Annotated in this window: 20 protein-coding genes; 13 read left to right on the forward strand and 7 right to left on the reverse strand. The window is 70.3% G+C overall.

What is annotated here, in order from left to right; all coding sequences use genetic code 11:
• Window positions 1–88: 88 nt before the first annotated feature.
• Window positions 89–712: a DJ-1/PfpI family protein gene (locus OG462_RS35685; RefSeq protein ID WP_406064209.1), complete on the reverse strand. Its 624-nt coding sequence runs from the start codon at window positions 710–712 to the stop codon at window positions 89–91.
• A 93-nt stretch (window positions 713–805) separates the two neighbouring features.
• On the opposite strand from OG462_RS35685, the gene OG462_RS35690 reads away from it, so the two are divergent.
• The gene (locus tag OG462_RS35690) at window positions 806–2,143 is read left to right on the forward strand and encodes a PLP-dependent aminotransferase family protein (RefSeq protein ID WP_406064211.1); all 1,338 of its coding nucleotides are present in this window, start codon (window positions 806–808) and stop codon (window positions 2,141–2,143) included.
• Between the two features lie 278 nt (window positions 2,144–2,421).
• Here the strand turns inward: OG462_RS35690 and OG462_RS35695 are convergent, their stop codons facing one another.
• Window positions 2,422–2,754, reverse strand: a complete 333-nt coding sequence (locus OG462_RS35695) for a hypothetical protein (protein ID WP_406064213.1) — start codon at window positions 2,752–2,754, stop codon at window positions 2,422–2,424.
• Between OG462_RS35695 and OG462_RS35700 the strand changes: the two genes are divergently transcribed.
• Genes OG462_RS35700 through OG462_RS35725 form a run of 6 tightly spaced genes read left to right on the forward strand, consistent with a single transcriptional unit; the run spans window position 2,747 to window position 6,880 of the window.
• Window positions 2,747–4,465, forward strand: a complete 1,719-nt coding sequence (locus tag OG462_RS35700) for an RNase A-like domain-containing protein (RefSeq protein WP_406064214.1) — start codon at window positions 2,747–2,749, stop codon at window positions 4,463–4,465. The genes OG462_RS35695 and OG462_RS35700 overlap by 8 nt on opposite strands.
• Before the next feature lie 10 nt (window positions 4,466–4,475).
• Window positions 4,476–5,135: a hypothetical protein gene (locus OG462_RS35705; protein ID WP_406064216.1), complete on the forward strand. Its 660-nt coding sequence runs from the start codon at window positions 4,476–4,478 to the stop codon at window positions 5,133–5,135.
• A 16-nt stretch (window positions 5,136–5,151) separates the two neighbouring features.
• Window positions 5,152–5,562 carry a WXG100 family type VII secretion target gene (locus OG462_RS35710; protein WP_406064218.1) on the forward strand — a complete coding sequence of 137 codons (411 nt, stop codon included), beginning with the start codon at window positions 5,152–5,154 and terminating at the stop codon, window positions 5,560–5,562.
• A gap of 25 nt (window positions 5,563–5,587) precedes the next feature.
• Complete coding sequence (locus OG462_RS35715; protein ID WP_406064220.1) at window positions 5,588–5,890, forward strand: WXG100 family type VII secretion target; 303 nt, start codon at window positions 5,588–5,590, stop codon at window positions 5,888–5,890.
• Window position 5,891: 1 nt separating this feature from the next.
• On the forward strand, window positions 5,892–6,233 hold the full coding sequence (locus OG462_RS35720) for an RNase A-like domain-containing protein (protein WP_406064222.1): 342 nt from the start codon (window positions 5,892–5,894) through the stop codon (window positions 6,231–6,233).
• A gap of 8 nt (window positions 6,234–6,241) precedes the next feature.
• A complete protein-coding gene (locus OG462_RS35725; protein ID WP_406064223.1) occupies window positions 6,242–6,880 on the forward strand; it encodes a contact-dependent growth inhibition system immunity protein in 639 nt (212 codons plus the stop codon).
• Window positions 6,881–6,988: 108 nt separating this feature from the next.
• On the opposite strand, the gene OG462_RS35730 is transcribed toward OG462_RS35725, so the two are convergent.
• Together OG462_RS35730 and OG462_RS35735 are read right to left on the reverse strand one after the other, a co-directional pair.
• Entirely contained in the window at window positions 6,989–7,831 is an 843-nt protein-coding gene (locus OG462_RS35730) for an alkaline phosphatase family protein (protein ID WP_406064225.1), read from the reverse strand.
• A 40-nt stretch (window positions 7,832–7,871) separates the two neighbouring features.
• Complete coding sequence (locus OG462_RS35735) at window positions 7,872–10,001, reverse strand: alpha-galactosidase (RefSeq protein ID WP_406064226.1); 2,130 nt, start codon at window positions 9,999–10,001, stop codon at window positions 7,872–7,874.
• 197 nt (window positions 10,002–10,198) lie between these two features.
• Between OG462_RS35735 and OG462_RS35740 the strand changes: the two genes are divergently transcribed.
• The 6 genes from OG462_RS35740 (at window position 10,199) to OG462_RS35765 (ending at window position 17,444) form a co-directional block, all read left to right on the forward strand.
• Window positions 10,199–11,389, forward strand: coding sequence for an ROK family protein (locus OG462_RS35740; protein WP_406064228.1), 1,191 nt, complete (start codon window positions 10,199–10,201; stop codon window positions 11,387–11,389).
• Between the two features lie 120 nt (window positions 11,390–11,509).
• On the forward strand, window positions 11,510–12,793 hold the full coding sequence (locus OG462_RS35745; protein WP_406064230.1) for an ABC transporter substrate-binding protein: 1,284 nt from the start codon (window positions 11,510–11,512) through the stop codon (window positions 12,791–12,793).
• Entirely contained in the window at window positions 12,790–13,779 is a 990-nt protein-coding gene (locus OG462_RS35750; RefSeq protein WP_406064232.1) for a carbohydrate ABC transporter permease, read from the forward strand. Before OG462_RS35745 ends, OG462_RS35750 begins: the two co-directional genes overlap by 4 nt.
• Window positions 13,780–13,786: 7 nt before the next feature.
• Window positions 13,787–14,632 carry a carbohydrate ABC transporter permease gene (locus tag OG462_RS35755; protein WP_406064233.1) on the forward strand — a complete coding sequence of 282 codons (846 nt, stop codon included), beginning with the start codon at window positions 13,787–13,789 and terminating at the stop codon, window positions 14,630–14,632.
• A gap of 95 nt (window positions 14,633–14,727) precedes the next feature.
• Window positions 14,728–16,665 carry a glycoside hydrolase family 5 protein gene (locus OG462_RS35760; protein ID WP_406064235.1) on the forward strand — a complete coding sequence of 646 codons (1,938 nt, stop codon included), beginning with the start codon at window positions 14,728–14,730 and terminating at the stop codon, window positions 16,663–16,665.
• Between the two features lie 119 nt (window positions 16,666–16,784).
• Window positions 16,785–17,444: an HAD family hydrolase gene (locus tag OG462_RS35765; protein WP_406064237.1), complete on the forward strand. Its 660-nt coding sequence runs from the start codon at window positions 16,785–16,787 to the stop codon at window positions 17,442–17,444.
• A 59-nt stretch (window positions 17,445–17,503) separates the two neighbouring features.
• Here the strand turns inward: OG462_RS35765 and OG462_RS35770 are convergent, their stop codons facing one another.
• Genes OG462_RS35770 through OG462_RS35780 form a run of 3 tightly spaced genes read right to left on the reverse strand, consistent with a single transcriptional unit; the run spans window position 17,504 to window position 22,597 of the window.
• Window positions 17,504–19,342, reverse strand: a complete 1,839-nt coding sequence (locus tag OG462_RS35770) for a hypothetical protein (RefSeq protein WP_406064238.1) — start codon at window positions 19,340–19,342, stop codon at window positions 17,504–17,506.
• 16 nt (window positions 19,343–19,358) lie between these two features.
• Window positions 19,359–20,906 (reverse strand): patatin-like phospholipase family protein, encoded by a 1,548-nt coding sequence (locus tag OG462_RS35775; RefSeq protein ID WP_406064240.1) that lies wholly within the window; start codon window positions 20,904–20,906, stop codon window positions 19,359–19,361.
• Window positions 20,903–22,597, reverse strand: a complete 1,695-nt coding sequence (locus OG462_RS35780) for a GMC oxidoreductase (protein WP_406064242.1) — start codon at window positions 22,595–22,597, stop codon at window positions 20,903–20,905. The genes OG462_RS35775 and OG462_RS35780 overlap by 4 nt, the downstream gene beginning before the upstream one ends.
• Window positions 22,598–22,608: the final 11 nt, after the last annotated feature.

Here is a 22,608-nt window from a genome sequence, read left to right on the forward strand (position 1 = left end):
CGGGCCGCGAACAACCGGCCGCCTGTCGCGGGCCGTGGCTTCCCGGCCGGTCGTCGCTCGCGACCGGTAGCGGCCTGCGACCGGTTGGTCAGACGAAGGCCGGTGCGGGAGCGGGCAGGTAGGGGGTGATGTTGCGCCAGGCGCGCTCGATGTATTCCTCCTTCTCGCCGACCGGGGCGACATAGTGCAGCGCGCTCTCGGCGGCGTCGGTGCCCTGGAGGCGGGCGATGATCCAGGCGGCGAGGTACTGCGAAGCCAGGCAGCCGCCGGCGGTGGCGATGTTGTCCTTGGCGTAGAAGGGCTGGTTCAGTACCTCGACGCCGGCGGCGACGACCCAGGGCTTGGTGATCAGGTCGGTGCAGGCGGGGATGTCGTTGAGCAGGCCGAGCCTGGACAGCACGAGGGCGCCGGAGCACTGCGCCGCGATGAGCTGGCGCGAGGGGTCCAGGCGGCGAAGGATGTCCATGATCGCCGGGTCTTCGACGACCTCACGGGTGGCGATGCCGCTGCCGACGATGACGGCGTCAGCGGCGCACGCCTCCTCAAGGGTGGACATCTGCTCGATGACCACTCCGTTCATCGACGTCACCTTGGGACCGGGGGTGGCGATGGTGACGCGCCAGTCGTCGGTCTTGATGCGGTTGAGCACACCGAGCGCGATCAGGGAGTCGAGCTCGTTGTAGCCCTCGAAGGTGAGGATGGCGATGTGCACGGCGGCTGTCCTTCCGGCTGGGTGGGTGGGTATGGACGTTAGGGACCCACGAACAGGACAGTCAAAGAATTGTCATGCGTACAATCCGGTGCCATGACAGCCCCGCGGTACAAGACGCTGGTCGACGCGCTCGCATCCGACATCCGGAGCGGGCGGCTCGCCGCAGGCGCGCGGCTGCCGACACACCGTGGGCTCGCCGCCCGTGAGGGCATCGCCGTGGTGACCGCGACGCGGGTGTACGCCGAGCTGGAAACGATGGGTCTGGTGAGCCGGGAACAGGGCCGCGGCACGTTCGTGCGTGACGTCGCGGTGCCCTCCGGTCACGGCATCGATCAGCAGGTCGTCGCCACCGGCGCGGTCGACCTCAACTTCAACTATCCGTCACTGCCCGGGCAAGCCGACCTCCTTCGGCAGGCCTTGCGAGAGATGGCCACCTCCGGTGATCTCGACACGCTACTGCGCTACCAGCCACATCCGGGGCGTCCCCAGGACAGAGCTTCGATCGCACGGCACCTGAGGCGTCGGGGAATCACCGCTGACGCGGAGCGGATCCTCGTCGTCAACGGTGCGCAACACGGCCTGGCCGTCACCGTCATGGCCGCGCTCAACGCCGGCGACGTCGTCGCGGTCGACACGCTCACCTACCCGGGTTTCAAGGTGCTGGCGCATGCCTTCCATCTCGACCTGGCGCCCATCCCCTCGACCGCCGACGGGCCGAATCTCGATGCCCTCGAGAAGCTGTGCGCGACCCGCCCCGTGCGCGCGATCTACACCATGCCCACCTTGCACAACCCGCTGGGCTGGGTCATGCCGGCAACCGACCGAAACCGCCTGATCAAGATCGCTCGGCAGCACGGGTCGCTCATCATCGAAGACGCCTCCTACGCCTACCTGGTCGAGGACCCTCCGCCGCCGCTGGCCGCCACCGCGCCGGACATCACCGTCTACGTCTCGGGACTGTCCAAGAGCATCGCCACCGGCCTCCGGGTCGGCTTCGTCGTCGCCCCGCCGTCTGTGGTGCCGTTGCTCGAACGCGCGATCCGGGCGACCACCTGGAACACCCCGGCCCTCACCACCGCGATCGCCTGCAGATGGCTCGACGACGGCACGGTGGATCACCTGGAAGCGCAGAAGCGAGACGACGCCAAGGCCCGCCAAGCACTGGCCGGACGAGAGCTGGCGGGTCTACCCCTCATCAGCCACCCCTCGTCCTATTTCACCTGGCTGCCGCTGCCGGAGGACGCACGCGCCGATCGCCTGACCGCCACCCTCGCGCGTCGGCACATCTCGGTAGCCACAGCCGAGCCGTTCTGCACCTCGATGCACACACCACAGGCAATCCGCCTCGCTCTGGGCTCGACCGATCTGGACAGTCTCCGGTCGACCCTGCGGACGGTGCGGCAAGTCGCTGTCGAGGACGCCTACGCCTGAACTCCTTCTGGTCGGCCGATTCGGGCACGACGTCGAAGGGCCCCGCTGCAAGCAGCGGGGCCCTTCGACGTTCCCCGCCCACCTGCGGTTGTGCAGGGCGGCCGACCCCGGCGCTCCGGTCGTCGCTCACACCGGATCCCGGGGGCCGCAGTGTCTCGGCGCGGTCGGCGGGAGCGATGGCGCGCATGCGGCTTCTTCCGGCCAACCCTTCGGTTGATAAAGGGATTTGACGCGTAGTCCTGCTAGTTTCGGCCGCAGTCTGACGGAGTCGGGGGGACTCATGGGACGAGAACGGGGCACAGGTACGTACGCGCACTCCCGCGCGGCGAGCGCGGCGTGCGGCACATGCGGCATGGGCGGGAGGCGTCGGTGAGTACGCCCACGCCGAGCCCGAGCCCGAGCCCGACCGGCACGGCGTCGCCGAGTGCCAGCCCGAGCCCGCAGCCCACCACGACACCGACACCCGGCACGACGCATCTGCCGTCGCCGGGGCAGCCGTCGGGCACGCCCAGCCAGCCGACGCCGTCGCCGAGCCCGAACGCGCCGCCGACCCCGCCGGTCTCCGGTCCGCCGCCCCAGCTGCCTCCGCCGACCCCGCCCGCCGTGACCAACCCGTGGACGGGCCCCGGTGGCTTCGACGTCCAGCCGCTTCATCTGTACCAGGTGTCGACGGCCCTCTCCGTCGAACAGCAGTCGTTCCACAAGGCGCTCGTACAGTTCCTCGACGTCCACGCCGGCTACTCCAAGGTCGGCGGATCCGGCACCGTCACGGCCGAGTTCGCCACCCAGTACGCCGCGGTCGTCGCCCTGCTCATGGAGGTGCACGGCAAGGCCGTGGTCGCCATCGGCGGCGCGGCGGTCGGCTTCACCACCACGGCCAACAACTTCCGGCAGGCGGACGCGGCCACCCACCCGCTCAATCCGCCCTTCACGCCACAGCCGCCGCCGCAGGTCATCTCCGCGCCGCCGGCGTACACGGCCCCGCCGCCGTTCGGCGTCCGTGACGGCAATGCCGTCGACGAATTCGCCGACATCTTCGACGACGGCGACATCCCCGGCTCCCTGATGCGCACCGTGATCGAGGAGGCGCTGCGCACCGGCCGCGCGCTGGAGATCCTGCCGCTCCCGAACTACCTCAGGGTCAACGACCTCTCGCAGGCCTGGCTGCCGTACCAGACGGGCCTCGGCATCATCCAGGGGCAGCTCAACGGCACCGTCGACGCCATCACGGACCATACCAAGGGCGACTGGCACGGGGCGATGCTGCAGTTCGTGTCGTCCCTGTGGGGCACGACGGCCTGGGGCAAGAACACGGTCGCCTACGAGTGGGGGCACAAGCCGCCGACCGGCGCGGGCACCAGCCTCCCGGTCTTCGGCGTCCTCAGCACCACGGCCCAGATGCTGGCCCAGGCCGTCCGCTCGTACGCGGAGGCCGCGGAGAAGGTCCGCACCGAGCTGCGCGAGATCCTGTACCGGGCCATCAAGGACGCCCTGGCTCTCCTCGACGTGACCGACCTCAAGGATTTCTTCGGGAACTTCTTCGAGCGCCTCAAGAAGCTGTGGAAGGGCCTGGGCGCCGCGGTGCTCCTCAGCATCGACACGGACGCCGTCAACCGGGCCGTCGACACCTACGAGACAGCGCTGCGGGCACAGATCCAGGTCGTGAAGAACCTGCTGGAGCCGCTGCGGGAGGCCTCGCGCGCGGTGCCGACCTTCCAGTCGGAGTCAGCGAGGGCGGAGGCGTTCGGGTCGCGTTCGCTCTTCGAGTTCGACCGGTCGATCGTCCCGCTCGACGAGCAGTCCCGGGACCCGAACGTCAGGTTCGGCATCGACCTCGCGTCCATGGAGTGGGAGCGCAACGATTTCCAGCCCCCGCCCCCGGAGGCGCTGAGGCCCGGCAAGGAGGCCCACACGATCGACAAGCACATCGGACTCACCCCGGAGCAGCTGATGCACCGGCTGCGCGACCAGGGCGGCGCCGACGCGTCGACGTTCCGCGACCTTCCGTCCGCCCAGCAGTACGTGCAGACCGCGGTGAACGACCCCGCGAAGAAGACCGAGCTGGAAACCTGGATGCGCAACCAGGAACGGAAGGTCGCCGACGGCACCTTCAAGCCGGGATCCGTCAAGGCCTGGGACTTCCCGGTCACGGACGGGAACGGGCAGCCGGTGGCCGTGGGAAGCTCCGTGAGCCAGGCGGACTTCGCCGCGTCGGGCTACTCGGCCCAGGCCAAGAACGTGCACACGGTGCACGTGGTCCTCGCCTACTCGCCCGAGTCGAAGTCCTTCTACGTGCTGACCGCCTATCCGAAGGCCCCTTAGCATGCGACAGGTGACCGAACCGACCGACGCCGTCCTCACCAGCGGGGTGCTTGCCCGCCTCGTCGACCTCGCCGCAGCCTCGCGGAACCCGGGGGCCGCCCCGTTGGAGGACGAACTCCAGCGCTTCTCCCGCCTGATGCAGGACTCGCACACCATCGCCTGGGTCATGCCGTTCGACGCGGTGGCCTCGCTCCTCGATGGTCTGGCGGACGAATACGGCACGGAGCGGTTCGCGGAACGGCCGACCGTGTTCCGTGACCGGCTCGCCCGGGCGGCCGGCGACGAACCTGTCGACACCTTCCTGAGTTCCCTGGCGGCACTCGTCCGCGCCCCCTGGTTCGGCGACTGCCCGGGCTACGACGAACTCCCGCTCTCGCAGTGGGAGGCACTCGCCCGTTTCGACGTCGTCAACGAGTTCGCGTCACAGCTGCCCACCGGTGAGTACGACAGAGACCCGGAGGCGGAGGCACGTGACCTGGTCGCCATGGACCACCCCGACTGCCACGGCAGAATCGCCGATCTCGCGGGCCAGCTCCAACGAGTCCTCTACATGTTCCGCTCGCCCGCCGAGCTCGACGCGGCCTTCGCGCCCGTCATGCCGTCGGTGACGACCGCGCGGCTGCGGCTGCTGCTCGACGCCGTCCACGCCCACTTCGCAGAACAGCACTGACCGGGGAGTCGCCGCCATGCCCATCGAACCGAACCTCGCCGTGACGGACGAGGACCTGAAGCGTCTCGCGGACGACCTGGACGCCATGCGGACGCACATCGACGGGCAGGTGCGCCGGATGGACGCGATCGTCGACCGGGCCGAGGCACGATGGCGCAGCGAGGCGGCGACGGCGTACCGGAAGCTGCACCGGGAGGCCGGCGCGGACGCCGTGCGGGTCCGGGAGATTCTGGGAGTCCTGGCGACGGCGGTGCGGATGAGCCGGGACGGGTTCACGCGCCAGGAGCTGGACACCCTGCGGCAGTTCCGGGCCGAGACGAAGAAGGTCGACATCGACGCCGAGGTACGGGAGCTGTCCGGCGAGGGGCCGAGCGGCGCGGATCCCGGTGAAGGTCCGGCACCGACCAGCCGGATCAGCGAGCTCTGAACATCCGCACCACAGAGGGGGAAACGTGAACGACGACGGCTCGATCACCGTCGACCTGGTCGCGCTGCGCGAGATAGGCGGCGACCTCGAGGACATCGTGAAGAAGCTCAACGAGCGCCTGAGCGCGCTGTACGACCGCACGGTGCCGGTCGTCCTCGCCTGGCAGGGCGAGGCCCGCGAGGCCTTCGTGGACGAACTCGACCGCTGGGACCGGCAGATGGAGGACCTGCAGGCCGCGCAGAAGTGGCTGCACGCCGTCGTCACCACCGGGCACGCCAACTACTCCGCCGCCCAGCGGGCCACCCTGCGCGGCTGGGGCGGGGCCTGACATGACGACACCCCCCGCACCCCCCGCCCCGGCCCGCGCCGACCGCGCCGCGACCTTCCCGGACCGGGCGACCGCCCAGTGGGCCACCCAGCAGGTGATCGCGCTGAACGAGCAGGTCATCCATCGCTGGCTCGCCCAGTCCACCCGGCAGCGGCTCGTGATCGAGGCCGCCTGGCCCTCGCGGCCCGGTCCGGTGGGCACACTGCTCACCACCGGGATGGCGCTGGCCGGCCAGGAGCCGATCGCGGTGCGCGCCGCCCGGGTCGTGCTCCGCCGGACCGGATCCGGCGAGCCCGGCGCGTACCCCTTCACCGTGCACTCCTCCCTGCCCGTCGACCTGTAGAGGCATCCGTGTCCCTGAACCCCGCCGAGCACGACCGCAAGTACGGCGAGCTCGACCAGGTCGTCCGCGCTCACCTGGGACTCGGTCCGCACGCCCCCGAGGCGGTGGCCGGCTATCTGCGGCAGACCTGGCGCACCCGGCCCTGGGCCATCGCCGTCGCCGCTGAGCAGCTTCGCGTCTACGCCGACAATCCGCCGGGACGGCTGCGGCTGCGGCTCGGCGAGTACTACCGACTGCCCGACGTGGGGCTGTCGCCCGACGAGCTCCGGGACTGGCTCACGGGCCTCGCCGGCCGGCTCGACGAGAGCCTGGCGAACGGTCAGGCGCCACCGCCTGCCGCGCCCACGACACCATGGGAGTGGCGGACCCGCTTCCCCGAGCTGGCGCAACTGCTCGGCGGCTGGTTCTCGCAGGACATGCCGGACGAGTTCGGCGACCACGAGGCCGCGCTGGCCGACTACCTGGAGGGCACCGACACGGGGCTCGTCGCCCAGCTGACGGGGGAGCTGCACGACCTCCTCGCCCTCGGCCTCGACGAGGACGGCCTGGCCCTGGCGCTGGTGACGCTCGGCGCGGAGGTCGAGCCCCCGGTGCCGTTCACTCCCGGCGCCTGGCTCGCCACGCTCGCCGTACGGCTGCGCGGCTGAGCCTGTCCGTGATGCGGCCCGCGGTGATGTGGTGTGCGCGCACGACCTGGGGCCGTCCCCTCGGTAAAGGCAGACCCGGGAAACCTGACGCAGCGCTGCCAGGCCGGCTCAGGTGGTGAAAGGGGTGCCGTCCAAGGTCCAGTGAGGGTCGGCCGTGATGCCGAGGGCGGTGTAGACGTGCGCGGCGACGTCGGCGTGGTGGAGGGGTGACGGGGCGGTGCCCGGGGTGAGGCCGGGGCCGCACGCGGCGATCCAGGCGGTGCGCTCCTGGTGGCTCCGTCCCCCGTGGCCTCCTTCGTCGCGGTGGCCGTGGTCCGTCACCACGATGACCGTCCACTGCTCCGCTCCGTGGCGGGGGCGGGCGCGTACGGCGGTCAGGAGCCGGCCGAGGCGCCGGTCCGCGGTCTCGATCGCCCGGCGGTACTCCTTGCCGCAGCCGAGGAAGTGGGCGGTCTCGTCGACGGCGCCGAGGTAGACGAAGCCGGCGTGGAGGGTCTCGTCGAGGCCGAGGAGGTGTTCCGCGTCGTCGGTCACCCTCTCGTCCACTTCCTCCCAGGCCTCGGGGGTCTCCTCCTGGGGTGCGATGTAGCGGAGCCTTGTGGGGGCGACGAAGAGGGGGCCGCCCTGTTGGGCGAGGAAGAGCGGCGCCCAGCCTCCGACGGCGAAGGTGCGTCGTCCGCAGTCGTTCGCGAGGCGGGTCGTGAAGTCGGGGAAGACGTCGAGGCGGTTGCCGTCGAGACGGTTGGCCCAGACGCCGTGCTTGGAGACACCGACGCCGGTGACGATGGTGGTCCAGCACGGGCCCGACATCGTGGGCGTCACGGAGTCCACCTCGACGGGGGCCAGGAAGCCCGCGCGGGCGATCCCGTCGAGGTGGGGGGTGTGCAGTTCGGGGAGCAGGTCGAGGCGTACGCCGTCGATGCCGATCACCAGTACGCGGGCGTTGTCCATGGGGGGTTCCAGGGGAGTCGGGGGTGGGCGCTGAGGGGGGTCAGGGGCCGAGGCGGCGGAGTCGGATCAGGCTGCTGGCGTGGTCGCCGGCGGGCAGCCGCGGGTCGATGCCGTGGTGTACGAGGGCGGCACCGCTGTGGACCTGGTTCAACTCCTGGTCCAGGTAGCGCGCTTCGGGGTCGAGGGCGGGCAGCCGCACAGGGTCGGGGCGGTGCCCGAAGCGGGTTGCGGGGCGCCAGGTGAGGAGCACGTGCTCGCTGTCGTCCGGTGCCGCGTAGTGGACGGCGGCCACGGGCCCGGCGGCCGGGGCGACCCGGTACTGGTGTCCCCTCTGGACGAGCGGGCGGATCAGCTTGTACGCGGCCACGAGTTCGGCGGCTTCCGCGAGTTCCTCCTCGGACCAGGAGGTCAGGTCTCCGCCGAGCCCCAGCGCGCCGGCCATGGCGACGTGGAAGCGGAAGCGCAGGGGGGTGCGCCGGCCGGTGGCGGGGTTGGGGCTGTCGGTCACCCACGCGGCCATGGCCTGGGCGGGGAAGAGCTGACCGAAGCCGTTCTGGATGCCGATCCGGTCGACCGGATCGGTGTTGTCCGAGGTCCAGGCCTGATCGGTGCGGGCGAGGATGCCGAGGTCGACGCGCCCGCCGCCGCCCGCGCAGGCCTCGATGCGCAGACCGGGGCGGGCGGCGCGGAGCCGGTCCATGATGCGGTGGACGGCCCGTGTGTGGTCGATCCACAGGCGGTCGGGGTCGGGGTGGCCGGCCCAACCCGCCTCGGTGAAGGCCCGGTTGGCGTCCCACTTGAGCCAGTCGACGTCGTTCTCGCGCACCAGGTGGTCGAGGGTCTGCTGGGCCCAGGCCTCGACCTCGGGCCGGGCGAGGTTCAGCACGAGCTGGTTGCGGAGTTCGGTCGCGTCGAGCCGGGGGGAGTGGACGACCCAGTCCGGATGGGCGCGGTACAACTCGCTGTCACGGTTGACCATTTCCGGTTCGACCCACAGCCCGAAGTCCATGCCGAGGCGGTGCACCTCGTCGGCGAGCGGGCGCAGTCCACGGGGGAAGGCTTCGGGGCGAGGAGTCCAGTCACCGAGTCCGGACCGGTCGTCGCGACGGGTGCCGAACCATCCGTCGTCCAGGACGAAGAGTTCGGCGCCGACGCGGGCGGCGAGGTGGGCGAGGCGGATCTGGCCGGCCTCGTCGACGTCGAATCCGGTGGCCTCCCACGAGTTGTAGAGCACCGGCCGGTCCCGCTCGGGTCCGGGCAGTACGTGCCCGCGGACGTAGTGGTGCCAGGCGTGACTGGCGGCGCCGAAACCGTGCGGCGTGTACAGCCCGGCGTACACCGGTGTGCGAAGGCTCTCGCCCGGCTGCAGGGTCCAACTGAGCCCTTCGTGACCGAAGCCGCCGGTCCAGGTGGTCCGACCGCTCGGGTCACGGTGGACCGTGACCCGCCAGCTCCCGCTCCAGGCGAGCGCCGTGCTCCAGACCTCACCCCGGTCCTCGGTCGCGGTGCCGTCGTCGAGGGCGAGCCAGGGACTGGCGTGGTGGCTGGTGAGACCGCGACGGCTGGTCAGTACGGTCTCGGCGACGGGAAGCCGGTCACGCCGGAGCTGGAACTCGCTGTTCCAGCCCCCGATCAGATGGCTGAGCCGGTAGTCGGGCAGCGGGGGAGCGGTCCAGGACGCCGAGTCCAGCCGGTCGACGGTGATCGGATCCGGCGGACCGTCAGCGGCCCCGGTGTGGGTCAGTTCCGTCCAGCGCTCGATGACGTCGGTATCGCTCCGGACGCGGTAACAGAGTTCGGCCCGCAAGGGGCGGTGCCGGTCGTCGAGGCGCAACCGCAGTTCGCCGCCGTCGACGGTGTGACCGGCGAAGCGCCACTGGGCGCCCCGGGTACCGTCGGCGAAGCGGACCTGAAGGCCGGCCGGGCCGAAGCGCGCCCCGGTCTGCGGAGCGAGTTCGTCCGCGGCGGCGTCGGCCTCGAAGCTGCTCGCCGAGGGGGAGATCGCGTCCGGGACCTCGGCGAGCGTCGCGGTGTCGAGCGGCCGGCCCCAGTAGAGGTGTCGGGGGCTGCCGTCGGAGGCGAGGCGCAGCGCGTAGAGGCTGTTCGGTGTGCGCAGGACCGCGAGGCCGAGGCCGGGATCGAAGGTGACGGGCGGAAGCGTGGCGTGCACGGATGGATCCCCTGAGGTGTGGTGAGGAACAGGGTTGAGTCCAGGGCGACTTGGCGACTACGTCGATACAACGCCGTTGAGGCGGTGAGGTGTTCGAGACGTCCTGGAGGGGGCACGGAGGCGGCCCTGAGCGTAGGTCGGCCCCAACTCCCAAATCAATACTGGAAGAAGTTATTTATTTGCTCTATGTTGCTCCCGTGTTTCGACATCACCCCCAGCCTCTGGTCAGTGCGCCGGCCGAGACGGCGGTCCTCTCCCTGCTCCTCGCGGAGGGACCCCTCAGCAGAGTGGAACTGGCACGGCGGACCGGACTCTCCTCGACCGCGGTCACCAAGGCGGCCAGGCCCCTCATCGACGACGGCTATCTGTACGAACTCCCGCCGGAGCGCACCGCGCCCGGTGCAGGCCGGCCGGTCAACCCGCTCGCGGTCGCTCCCGACCGGGAGTACTTCATCGGACTGAAGATCACCTCCGGCCAGGTCTTCGGCGCCGTATGCGATCTACGGGCCGGGATCAGGGCCACCGCCGCCCGACCGCTCGACGACTGCACCCCCGAGGTCGCCGTCGGCCTCGCCGCCGAGCTCGTCGACGAACTGCTCGACACCGAGCCCGAGTTCCGGGCCCGGACACGACACCTCGGTGTCGCGGTGAACGGGGACGTGGACCGCGACAGCGGCCGGGTCCGCCACTCCGGCCTCCTCGACTGGCGCGACGTCCCGCTCGCCGAACTGCTCACCGCTTCCACCGGCCTGGCCGTCACCGTCGAGAACGACGTCCGGGCCCTCACCGTCGCGGAGCACTGGTTCGGCGAAGGCATCGGTACCGAGTACTTCGCGCTGGTCACCATCGGTGCAGGCGTCGGCTCCGCCCTCGTCGTCAACGGGCACCTGCTCAGGGGCGCGTACGGTGTCGCGGGCGAGGTCGGACACTTCTGCGTCGACCCGACCGGTCCGCGCTGCCGCTGCGGCGCGCGCGGCTGCGTCGAGGCGATCGCATCGACCGGCGCGATCCTCGCGGCGGTCCGCCAGGTCACCACGAAGCCGCACCTCACGTTCGACGAGGTCGCCGACATGGCCCGGGACGGCCACCCGGCGGCGCGCGAGGCCTTCGCCAGGGCCGGACACGCCATCGGGGTCGGCATCTCCGCCCTGGTCAACCTCGTGGGCCCGGAGCGAGTCGTCGTCAGCGGTGAAGGCGTCGACGCGTACGACCTGTTCAGCCGCCACATCCAGGACGCGTACGCCGACCACGCCTTCGGAGCGGCTTCCCGGTGCCCGTTGTCCCTGCGGCCGCTCCCTTGGGAGAAATGGGCCCGGGGCGCCGCCGCCGTGGCCATCCAGGCACTCTTCCCGCAGTACGCCGCCACCACCACGATCGGCGCCGGCTGAACTTCCCGCAGCCGTCGCGTACGACTCCCTGGCCGACGCCCTCCTCTGCCGGCAAGCAATGACGAAGGCACCGGCCAGGCAGCACATCCGCCCCGCCACACCCACAGAGAAGGATGCGACATGAGCACACGCAGACCAGAGCTTAGCCGACGCGGATTCCTCGCCGGGTCGCTGCTCGTCGCCGCCGGGAGTGTCCTGTCGACCGCCTGCAGCACCGACCCCACCGGCGGCTCCTCCTCCGGAGCGAAGACCACCCTCAACGTCTGGTACCACGCCTACGGCGAGGCCGGGACCCAGCAGGCCGTGCTCCGCTACGCCACCGCCTTCACCAAGGCCAACCCCGACATAGCCGTGAAGGTGACGTGGGTTCCGGGCGACTACTCGAGCAAGGTCAACGCGACCCTGCTGACCGACGCCGCCCCCGACGTCTTCGAGATCGGCGACTTCAGCGAGAGCCTCGCCCGCCGCGGCCAGATCGCCGCGCTCGACGACGTGTACGGCACCGCCAGGAGCGACTTCAACAAGAACGCCGTCGAGGCCGTCACCGTCGACGGCAAGCTCTACGGCGTCAAGATGATCGACGACGTCATGATGCTCTACTACCGCAAGAGCGCCCTGGCGAAGGCCGGGATCACCCCGCCCACGACCTTCGACGGTCTCGTCAGCGCGGCGAAGGCCCTGAGCACGAAGAAGACCAAGGGCCTGTTCGTCGGCAACGACGGTCTCGGCGACTCCGGGAGCCTTGCCGTCTTCTCCAACGGCGGCGACCTCGTGACCCCCGACGGCAAGGTGGCCTTCGGATCGGCACAGGCACTCGAAGCGCTCAAGGACCTGAAGCGCCTGCACGACGACAAGTCGCTGCTGCTCGGGTTCACCACCGACTGGTGGGACCCCGCCGCCCTCACCCAGGGCGTCGTGCCGATGCAGTGGAGCGGCCTGTGGGCGATGCCCGCGATCAAGTCCGCGCTCGGCGACGACTTCGGCGTCCTGCCGTGGCCCGCCTTCAAGGCCGGCGGCACACCCGTCGTCCGCGTCGGCGGCTGGACCAGCTGTGTCAACGCCAAGGGCAGGAACGTGGCCGCGGCGAAGAAGTTCGTCCAGTGGCTGTGGGTCCAGCAGTCCGACCTGCAGAAGGACTTCGCCGAGAGCTACGGCTTCCACGTCCCGCCGCGCAGGACCGTCGCGGCATCCGCGGAGAAGCTCTCCCAGGGCGCGGCCAAGGAGACCGTGGTGCTCGCCGAGAAGCACGGGAAGCACTTCCCGGGAACCTGGGACACCGCGGTGAGCGGCGCGTTCAATGCTGCCGCGATGAAGATCGTCGAGGGGCAGGGCGATCCCGCCGCCCTCCTGGCCGACGCGGTGAAGAAGGCCCAGAGCGAGATCGACAAGCAGCTCGGCCGATGAGTCCGGCGACGGACCTCACGCTGAAGGGTGAGCGGGCCGGGCGCCCCGCGGCCGTCCCGCGGGGCGCCGCCCGGACCGGTCGGGCACGTCCCGGCCGGTCCGGCTGGGCCGCGTTCGTCCTGCTGACCGCGCCGATGCTGATCGGCCTCGGCCTCTTCAAGTACGTCGCGATCGGCTGGAGCTTCCTGCTCAGCCTCAGCGACGCGCGCGGCACCATCGCCCTCGGCCACTGGGTCGGACTCGAGAACTACCGTCGGCTCCTGTCCGACCAGGCGTTCCGCGACTCCCTCCTCCAGATCCTGCTGTTCACCGCCTTCATCGTGCCGCTCACCTTCGCCGCCTCGCTCGGTCTCGCCCTCCTTGTGCACCGGATCAGAAGGGGCCGGGCCCTGTTCCGTACCACCTTCCTCATCCCGGCGGCCGTCTCGTACGTCGCCGCGTCACTGCTGTGGAAGATGTCCCTGTTCAACGGCCTCCCGGCGGGCATCGCCAACACGATCGGAGGATGGTTCGGAGCAGAGCCAGTCCCCTGGCTCCAGTCCACCTCGCCGCCGCTCTACTGGGTCGCTCTCGTCACCCTGCGGCTCTGGCTCCAGGTCGGCTTCTACATGGTGCTGTTCCTCGCCGGACTGCAGGCCATCCCCAAGGAGCTGTACGAGGCCGCCGCACTCGACGGCGCCACCGGCCGGCGGCTCCTGGCCAGGATCACCCTGCCGATGCTGCGCAACACCTCCGTCGCCGTACTGATGCTGCTGTTCATCGCCGCCTTCCAGGCCTTCGACGAGTTCTACAACCTGTTCAACAGCGGCCTCTCCGGGACGGCCACCGCCCCCGTACAGACGCCACTGGTCCACCTCTACAACACCGCCATGGGCAGCCAGAACTACGGCATCGGCTCCGCCGGAGCCTTCGTGCTCACCGCCCTCATCGTCGGAGTCACCCTGCTCCAGGGCCGGTTCACCGGATTCGGCAGGAGCGGAGAGTGAGACGCACATGATCACCCTGCCCGGACTGTCCCGATCCGCTCGCCTCCTCGCACGTGGTCTGCTCGTCGGCCTCCTCACCACGGCCTTCCTCGCGCCCTTCTACCTCATGCTCCGCAACGCGCTCATGGACTCGCAGAGCCTGACGGCGCCGGAGTGGACGTGGTGGCCGTCGACGATGCACTTCGAGAACTTCACCGCCCTCTTCGACGACCCCGCCGTCGCCATGGGCCGGGCCCTCGGCAACTCGCTGCTCATCGCCGCCGTCACCGCGCCGGTCTCCACACTCCTCGCCTCCGCCGCCGGCTACGCCCTGGCCCGGATCCCGGTCCCGGGACGCGGCGTGGTGCTCGCACTGATCGTGGCCACGCTGATGATCCCCGGCTCGGTCACCTTCGTGCCGACGTTCGTCGTCGTCGGCTCCATGGGCGGCGTCAACACCCTGTGGGGCATCATCGTGCCCGGTCTCTTCAACCCGTTCGCGGTGCTGCTCTTCCGCAACTTCTACCTCCAGTTCCCCAGCGAGATCGAGGAGGCAGGCCGGCTCGACGGCCTCGGCTGGCTCGGCCTGTACCGCCGGATCGCCCTGCCGAGCTCCGGAGCCATGCTGGCCTCGCTGGGGGCACTGTCCTTCATCGACAGCTGGAACTCCTTCCTGTGGCCGCTGGTCATCGGACAGGACCCGTCCGCCTGGACCGCGCAGATCGCGCTGTCCACCTTCCTCACCTCGCAGACCGTCAACCTGCCCGGCCTCTTCGCCGGTGCCGTCGTCACCATCACGCCCCTCGTCGTCATGTTCCTCGTCGCCCAGCGGTACATCGTCGAAGGCATCGCCACCAGCGGCCTCAAGAGCTGACCCCCACACCGCACGCACCTGACCCCCACACCGCACGTACCCGTACCCGCACCACGTACAAGGCAGGCACAACTCCCCACCCGTAAGGAGCCCCCGTGACACCCCGATTCACCCTGCTCCGACGCGCGACCGCAGTCCTCGCCACGTCGTCCGCACTCCTCCTCGGCACCCTCACCCCGAACACCGCCGCGGCGGACCCAGGGGCGGCGCCTACCCCGGCCCTCACCGGCGAGCAGCTCGCCGCCTCGTGGACCGCCCCGCTGTCGACCCGGGACCGGTACGTCGTCGACGCCGACGGCGACCGGTTCAAGCTCAAGTCCGGAAACTGGGCCGGCGCGCAGGGCACCTGGCAGGGCAGCGGAGACGTCGGCGACGTCGCCAACCACCAGGCCAGGCAGATGTCGCACAACATTCCGCTCGGCCTGGACAGGAAGCCGATGGCCCAGATCCTGGCCGACTTCCACGCCCTCGGCCTGAACAGCATCCGGCTGCCGTTCGCCAACGCACTGATCCACGACACCAGCGTCGTTCCGGACTCGGCCGTCACCGCCAACCCGCAACTCAAGGGCAAGACCCCGCTTCAGGTGCTCGACGCCGTCGTCGGGGCCCTGACCACCGACGGCTTCGCCGTCGTCCTCAACAACCACACCACCAGCTACCGCTTCTGCTGCGGCCTGGACGGCAACGAACGCTGGAACAGCGGTCAGTCGACCCAGCAGTGGATCGACGACTGGGTGTTCCTCGCGAAGCGTTACCAGGCCGACAAGCGGGTCGTCGGAGCGGACCTGCGCAACGAGGTCCGCCGAGACACCTGGAACGACCCCAACTGGGGCTGGGGCAACGACCACGACCTCAACAAGGCAATGGAAGAGGCCGGCAACAAGATCCTGCAGGCCAACCCGGACATGCTCGTCGTCATGGAGGGCATCAACTGGCAGGGCATACCCACCGACCTGACGCCCCACGGCCGCCCGACGCTCACCCCGGTCGCCACCCTGTCCAACACGCTGATCCGCTCCGACAAGCTCGTCTACGCGGCCCACTTCTACGGCTACACGGGCCCCAACCACACCGGCGCCACCGGCACGGGCGAGACACACGACCCGCGCTACGAGGAGTTCACCCCCGCACAGCTCGCCCAGGTCGTCGACGACCAGGCCCTGTTCGTCACCCGAGCCGGCCAGCACTTCACGGCACCCGTGTGGATCAGCGAGTTCGGCGCCGCCGGCCGAGGAGACATCGACGCCAGGGAACGCGCCTGGTTCGGCAACTTCACCGACATCCTGGTGAGGAACGACACCGACTTCGCCATCTGGCCCCTGGTCGGCTGGACCGACACGAACGGCACGCCGCAGGACAACTGGGCCATGGTCAACTACAGCGCGAACGGCACACGGCTCGGTGTCATGGACGCCGGCGACTGGCGCGCCACCGACTGGAACAAGCTCGTCAACGCCCCCGGCCGAACCGGCCGGATCGCCCCGGCCCCGCGCTGGAACATGCTCAACCTGGACCACGCGGACTACAACGTCTCCGCCACCATGCTCGCCAAGCCGGACTGGTCCCCGGGCAACCGCAAGGGCAACTGCCCGGACGGCCAGCGCGTGACCGGCCTCGCCCGGAGCAGCGGCCGTGGCCTGTGCACCGACGCCGGGCAGCCGGCGAAGGCGAGCGGCTCCTGGACCGTCGTCACCGACGAGCGGTACGTGACCGGGGGCGACTGGGCGAGCGGCTACAACAAGCTCCAGTGCCCCGACCGCACCTTCGCCGTCGGCTACAGCGTCAGCGGCAGCGCCATGGCGGCCCTCCTCTGCGCGCCCGCCGCCGCCCCCCTTCCCACCACCGGCCGCGTCCTCTGGTTCGACCACGGCGACAACCGGCCCCTGACCGGAGGATCGACCGCCAGCGACTGGGCGCCCGGCTACTACAAGGGCCAGTGCGCCGACGGCGAGTACCTCGCCGGCGTCGCCTTCACCTGGAAGTGGAACCACGGCGGCGTCCCCGACGCCGTGCTGTGCCGCCCGCTCGCCTGAACCGCCCGACCCGACTCCGGCCGGCCGACCCGACTCAGGGTCGGCCGGCCACCGCCCTGCCCCTCGGGATCGAACCGCAGGCCCGGCCCCCCTCCGCCTCGACCACCAGGGAGCCTCCCGTGCCCACCGAACTCCAAGCGGTCCTCTTCGACATGGACGGCACGCTCGTCGACACCGAGCGACTCTGGCGACGTACGGTCGAGGATGCGGCCCTCGACCTCGGCCTCGTCCTCACGGACGCGGACCTGGCGTTCGTCCTCGGCAGGGCGATCGACGCCTGCGCGGAGTACCTCTCCGCCCGTGCGGCCGGCCGCGCCGAGCCGTGGAGGCTCTCCGGGTCCCTCGAACGGCGCTTCACGGAACTGGTACGACAGCGGGTCGACCCCCTGCCCGGCGCCGTGGAACTCCTTCGGGCGGTCCGCGCCGCGGGGGTGCCCATGGCACTGGTCTCGGCCTCGCCCCGGCCCGTCGTGGACACCGTCCTCGACGTGCTCGGGCGACACCGTTTCTCCACGTCCGTCGCCGCGGGGGAGACCCCCCGCACCAAGCCGTTCCCCGACCCCTACCGGGCGGCCTCGACCGCCCTCGGTGTCGATCCGACCCGCTGCGTCGCCGTCGAGGACACCCCGACCGGCATCGCGTCCGCGGAAGGGGCCGGCTGCACGGTCCTCGCGGTGCCCTCGTTCGCCGCCATCCCCCCGGCACCACGCAGGACGATCGTGCACAGCCTCCTGGACGTGGACCTCACGCTCCTCCGACGGCTCGCCGCCGCTCCGTGAGAGCACGGCGCCGGATGACGCCGTGCTCCCGGCCGGCGGCGGGCGACGACGGCGCCGCGTCACCCGTGGCCGCGCCTCGCGATCACGAAGGGCTCTTCGATGAGACGGACGGTCCGCGGTGTCACGGGCACCGGCCGCGTCCACGCGGCCGTGGTGTCCGCCACCTCCTCGAGGCGCCAGTCCCGGCAGATGCCGTCGAGCGCCAGCGGATAGAGGGTGAGTGCGCCGTCCCGTGCGATGTGCATCCTGACGAACCCCTTGTGGTCGTCGATGGACTGCCCGGACATCTGCCACTCGGCGACCAGCCCCTGGTTGGACCACAGCACCCACAGGGCGAAGAGCTGGGAGCCGAGGAACGCACCTGCCACCGCGGCGACGACCAGCAGGATCGCCAGGAACACGAGCCTGTTCCAGGAGGACGGGACCGACCGGGCGATGGTGACCGTGAGGGTCAGTGCCGCGGCGGTGACCGCCAACTGGAACAGCACGGCCACGACCGGACCGGACGGCGCCCTGGGCCGTCGTTCGCGCAGCAGCCCGCTCCACCAGCCGATCACGAAGGGCAGGAGGAAGAAGGCGGCACTCGTGCAGAGCAGGCCGATCAGGTCGTCGCCGCCGGCGGTCCGCAGGGCCTCGACGGGATTGTGTCTGCCCTCGGCCAGCGCGAACACGCCGCTCATGATCAGGGTCAGGACGATCTGCAGTGCCCCGGCAAGGACCGCGAACCCGGGGTTGCGCCGCGGGAGCCAGTGCCGCGACCAGGGCTTGGCGATCGCGCGGGCGAGCGAGCGGGACTCCGTCGCATCCGGATACGTGTGCTGTGCGAGGGCGAACTCCGGCGGCGGGTCGTCCTTCTCCCGCATACGCGAGGTGGCCGGCGGCAGCGGCAGAGCCTTGGGGAGCCTGTGCGTGGCCGCCAGGTACGCGCCGCCCAGGCCGCACGTCACCATCTGGCGCCGCCGGGGGTCCGGAGGCAGGGCGTCGTCGGCTTCGGGCCCGTCGTCGGGCAGCCGTTCCGCGTAGCGGGCGTAATGGTGCTTGTCACCGGTCAGCCAGAGTCGAATCGACGCGCCCGTCTCCTCACGCTTCCGCGTGGTCCGGTCGAACCGGGTCCGCACGATGTTGCGGTCGAACCAGTGCAGGGAGTTGAAGGCGTTGGGCTCCTCGTCGCTCTTCACCCAGGTGGGCGCGGCGGAGCAGACGATCACGCTGTCGCCCGGCTGCAGCCGCGGCGAGAGGTGGGACTCGAAGTAGCGCCGCTGCGGATCGTCGAAGTAGGAGCCGAGTTGGCTGTCCAGCCCGACGAGCCACCAGCGCTGCGGCAGCTCCACGGCGAAGTAGCTCCGGGTCTGCCGGGTCTGCCAGCCGCCGATGGGACTCTCCTGGGCGAACACCCGCAGGAACGCGGTGAGTCCGTCGTACCAGTCGTGGTTGCCGGGAAGCGCGACCATGAGCGGCTCGTCCGGCGCCGACGGGAGCGCGGCGCGGTAGGGCCCCTTCATCCGGTCCTCGTACGCGGTCGTCGACGCCACCGGGTACACCTGGTCCCCGCCGAGCACGAGCAGCGAGCCACGAGGGAGCGGGCCGGGTCCGGCGACGGCGAGGCGGTCCTCCGCCAGGGCGGACGCCACGGAAGCCGTCGCCTCGAATCCGTCGCCGAGGTCCGCGACGAAGTCGATCCAGATCTCCTCGGCGCTGGGATCAGCCAACGGTGCCCGCAGGAGTCCGGCTTCGAGCGCGCCCTGGATCTCGCGCTTGTCCGAGTAGTCGGCGAACACGGCGGCCAGCCCTACCTTGACCGCCGTACGTGTCAGTTCCTTCGGTGCCAGCCAGCGCACCGGTTCCTGGGGGGTGAACCTGAGCGCCTCCATATGCTTGCGCAGCTCATGGACGTCCACGACGGCTCCTCATCGGTCACAGCGGAGACCAGGGCAGGACTTTCTGCGCGTACACGTCCCACAACTTGCCGAGGAAGAACTGCCCGAAGCGCCCCAGCGTGGTCACTCTGCCGGGCAGCGTCGGGGCTTCGACCCGGAAGGTGGTGAGTTGCTTCAGGAAGTCGGTGGGGCGGATGTGCACGGATCCCGAGGCCACCGACTCGGCTTCGGACTCTTCGCCGGCGTCGACGTGGCCACGGAGAACGCGCGTGTAGAGGACGGACGTGTCCTTCCAGACTCCGCGCCGGGAGTCCTCACTGACGTCCTTGTACCCGGTGAGCGTGAGCGGGTGACCGGCCCGGTCGGTGAAGAACAGACGGTAGTGCATCCGCAGGTGCTGCGGGTCGGAGTGCTCCACGAACAGCTGGAAGGTTCCTCGCTCGACCGGCAGGCGCCCGCCCAGTTCCTGGCAGACGACCTCTCCGTACAGTGCGCCCTCGTGCTCCGGATCGACGAGGAAGCGGTCCACTCCCCGGATGTCGACCGTCAGGTGCACGGAGATGTCGGCGGTTGTGCCACCCTCCGACGCGACGGCCTTCCGGACGTCGCTCTCCCCGAAGACGACACGGCCGACCATGCGTTCCGTGAAGCGCAGGCGGGTGGGGTCGTCGGGGCGGCCCGGAGGGGCACCGGGCTTCCAGGGAATCCCCTGGGCCGTGCACCAGCGGCGAGCACCCTGGACTCCGAGTTCCACTGCCTGGGCGAAACGGTCCCTGCTGAAGTTGATGAGGTAGTTGAGGGGGACCTCGGCGCTCAGGAGCCGGACATCGATCAGGCGCCCGAACTCCCCGTCGCCCCCGCTGCGGATGGCCGTGTTGCTGGCCTCGATCCGGCGCAGCCAGTGCTGCAGCTGACCGTTGGCCACCGTCTCGATGATGTGGAAGTAGTTGGCCACGAAGCCGTTCCGCCAGCGGTGGCGTCGGCTCACGGTCCAGATGATCCACAGTTCGTCACAGCCTCGCCGGATCGCCTCCTCGACGTTTCCGTCGGTCAGATAGACCGGGTCGATGTACGTCTGTCCGTCGATGACGACGGGAGGGAACCACATGGGGAGCGCCACTCCGGCACAGAAGCGGTCCTCGTCCATGCGGTCGGCGGTCACCGCCTCCAGTTCGTTGGAGCTGAAGTTGTAGAGGTTGAAGGTGGCCTCCCGGTCGGTCGCCCGGATGCGATCCCAGTCCAGACCCCAGTCCGGGAAGACGCGACGCCGATAGCCGTCCATCGTGAAGAGGGAGCGGGCGTACGGCCCCTTCGGCCACTCGCGCCAGTTCAGGCTGACGCCCTTCAGAGGAGAGAGCGTGCGCCAGTTGTCCGCCATCTCGCGCCCGGACATCCCCTGGCAGTACATCGCGAGGTTGAACACACCTCCGCTGGCGCCGTCGACGTGGTCGAACGTGAGCTCGGCCTCGTCGAGCAGGACCTGGAGGACCCCGGCCTGGTAGGCCACCTTCAGCCCGCCGCCGGCGAGGAGGAGAGATCTGCGCGGGGATCCGCCGCGGCGCTCGGCGCCCTGTCCGGTCGTCATGAGGGGCTCACAGGGTTCTGGTGGTCCTCGATGATGCGGTCGGCCGACCGGTCGGCCAGCGCCGCGATCGTGAGCGAGGGGTTCGGGCCCACGGGACCGGGCAGCACCGAGCCGTCGGCGATCGACAACCCCGGATAGCCGTACACACGGCCGAAGGAGTCCACCACGCCTTCCCGCGCGGTGCGCCCCATCGGCGCGCCGCCCACGGGATGCACGGTGATGAGACGGTTGAGCAACCACAGGGGATTCGCGGCGTAGCGTCCGCCGAGACTGTGGGACACGCTCTTCATGGTCTCGTTCATCTGGTCGAAGTACTGATCGGACGCGGCGAGCTGCCAGTCGAGGTCCAGATACCCGTCCCGGAGGAACATCCGGCCGTTGGGGACGTCCCTTCCCATGCCGAGCAACGGCAAGGATGTGGCGGTGAACAGCCCCTTGCCCATGGCGTCACCGATCTGTCGTCCCACCCGGCTTCCGGCGGTCCTGGTCAGCTGCGACCAGCCTCGCCGCAGCAGGAACCTCGCGACCCGGTTGGACAGGGTGAGGACATTGTGTTCGACGAGCCAGTTGAGGAATTCCGGGTACCCGGCGTCCTCGATGTAGAAGCCGCGGTCGCTCGCGCCGCTGCCCTTGCGGTCCACCCGCATCGCACTGGTGATGACCGGGCCGAAGCTCGGCTCCAGCAGGCGCGGCACCGTCTCCCCGGGCCGGTCCTGACGCCTCTCCCGTGCTTTCAACACCAGCCCGAGGAAGTCGCCGTTCCCGGAGAAACGCGTACCCAGTGCCGGGCTGAGCGCGGGAAAGGCGCTGCGGTTCCTCAGCAGCAGATAGGTGGTGCCGAGCGTACCGGCGGAGAGAATCAGCCGCCTGGTCCTGACCGTGTGCTGTTCGGGGGGAGCCGAGGGATCTCCGTCCCCGGTGGCGTCGTGCTGGATGTACGAGACCAGGAACCCCTCTCGGACCGGTTCGAACGAACGGACCTCACAGAGGGTCCGGATGTCCGCCCCGAGCCGGTCCGCGGCACTGAGGTACGTGAAGTCCAGGCTGTTCTTGCTGCCGGAGTTGCACCCCAGGTCGCATTCCCCGACAAGCCGGCACGCATAGCGCGGGCTGTGGTGCAGATTGTCTTCTCCGCCCTCGAGAGGAGCGCCCGGCACCGGGGGGTCACCGAAGGAGACGGCCAGCAGCGGAAGTTCCCACGGAAGCCCCAGCCGTTCGGCCGCCTGTCGCATGGCGACGGTCTTGGGCGTGCTCCGGTAGGGCTCCACATCGAAGGGGTACCTCCGCGCACCCATCATGGTCTCGACGCGGCCGTAGTACGGATCGAGGTCCTCGCGTGTGACGGGCCAGTTCTCGTACCCGCCGTCGAACGCCTCGTGGACGAACCAGCTCTCCGGCTTCCGGATCATCACATTCGCGTAGATCAACGAGCCCCCGCCCAGCCCGCTGGACACCAGCGCGTCCATCTTCGAGAAGCTCCACATGTCGTACATCCCGAACAGCCGGGAATCCGGATCCCAGAAGTTCTTGGCCGCTTCGTGGGGACTCCGCGGAAAGGATCCGGGCGGGAACGGCTTTCCTCTTTCGAGGAGGCATACGCGAAGGTCGGCCTCGGCCAGGCGGTACGCGGTCACGGACCCGCCGAATCCGGACCCGACGACGACGGCATCAAAAACGTCCACGCTCGCCACCTCTGGAAGCC

It is taken from the genome of Streptomyces sp. NBC_01077 (assembly GCF_045162855.1).
In the GTDB taxonomy this organism is placed as follows: domain Bacteria; phylum Actinomycetota; class Actinomycetes; order Streptomycetales; family Streptomycetaceae; genus Streptomyces.

Bases quoted from the DNA above. Each gene is read 5' to 3' on its own strand.
- OG462_RS35720 (WP_406064222.1), top strand. From the start codon at position 5,892: ATGACGACACCCCCCGCACCCCCCGCCCCGGCCCGCGCCGACCGCGCC.
- OG462_RS35775 (WP_406064240.1), bottom strand. From the start codon at position 20,906: ATGACGACCGGACAGGGCGCCGAGCGCCGCGGCGGATCCCCGCGCAGA.
- OG462_RS35745 (WP_406064230.1), top strand. From the start codon at position 11,510: ATGAGCACACGCAGACCAGAGCTTAGCCGACGCGGATTCCTCGCCGGG.
- OG462_RS35690 (WP_406064211.1), top strand. From the start codon at position 806: ATGACAGCCCCGCGGTACAAGACGCTGGTCGACGCGCTCGCATCCGAC.
- OG462_RS35755 (WP_406064233.1), top strand. From the start codon at position 13,787: ATGATCACCCTGCCCGGACTGTCCCGATCCGCTCGCCTCCTCGCACGT.
- OG462_RS35750 (WP_406064232.1), top strand. From the start codon at position 12,790: ATGAGTCCGGCGACGGACCTCACGCTGAAGGGTGAGCGGGCCGGGCGC.
- OG462_RS35730 (WP_406064225.1), bottom strand. From the start codon at position 7,831: ATGGACAACGCCCGCGTACTGGTGATCGGCATCGACGGCGTACGCCTC.
- OG462_RS35710 (WP_406064218.1), top strand. From the start codon at position 5,152: ATGCCCATCGAACCGAACCTCGCCGTGACGGACGAGGACCTGAAGCGT.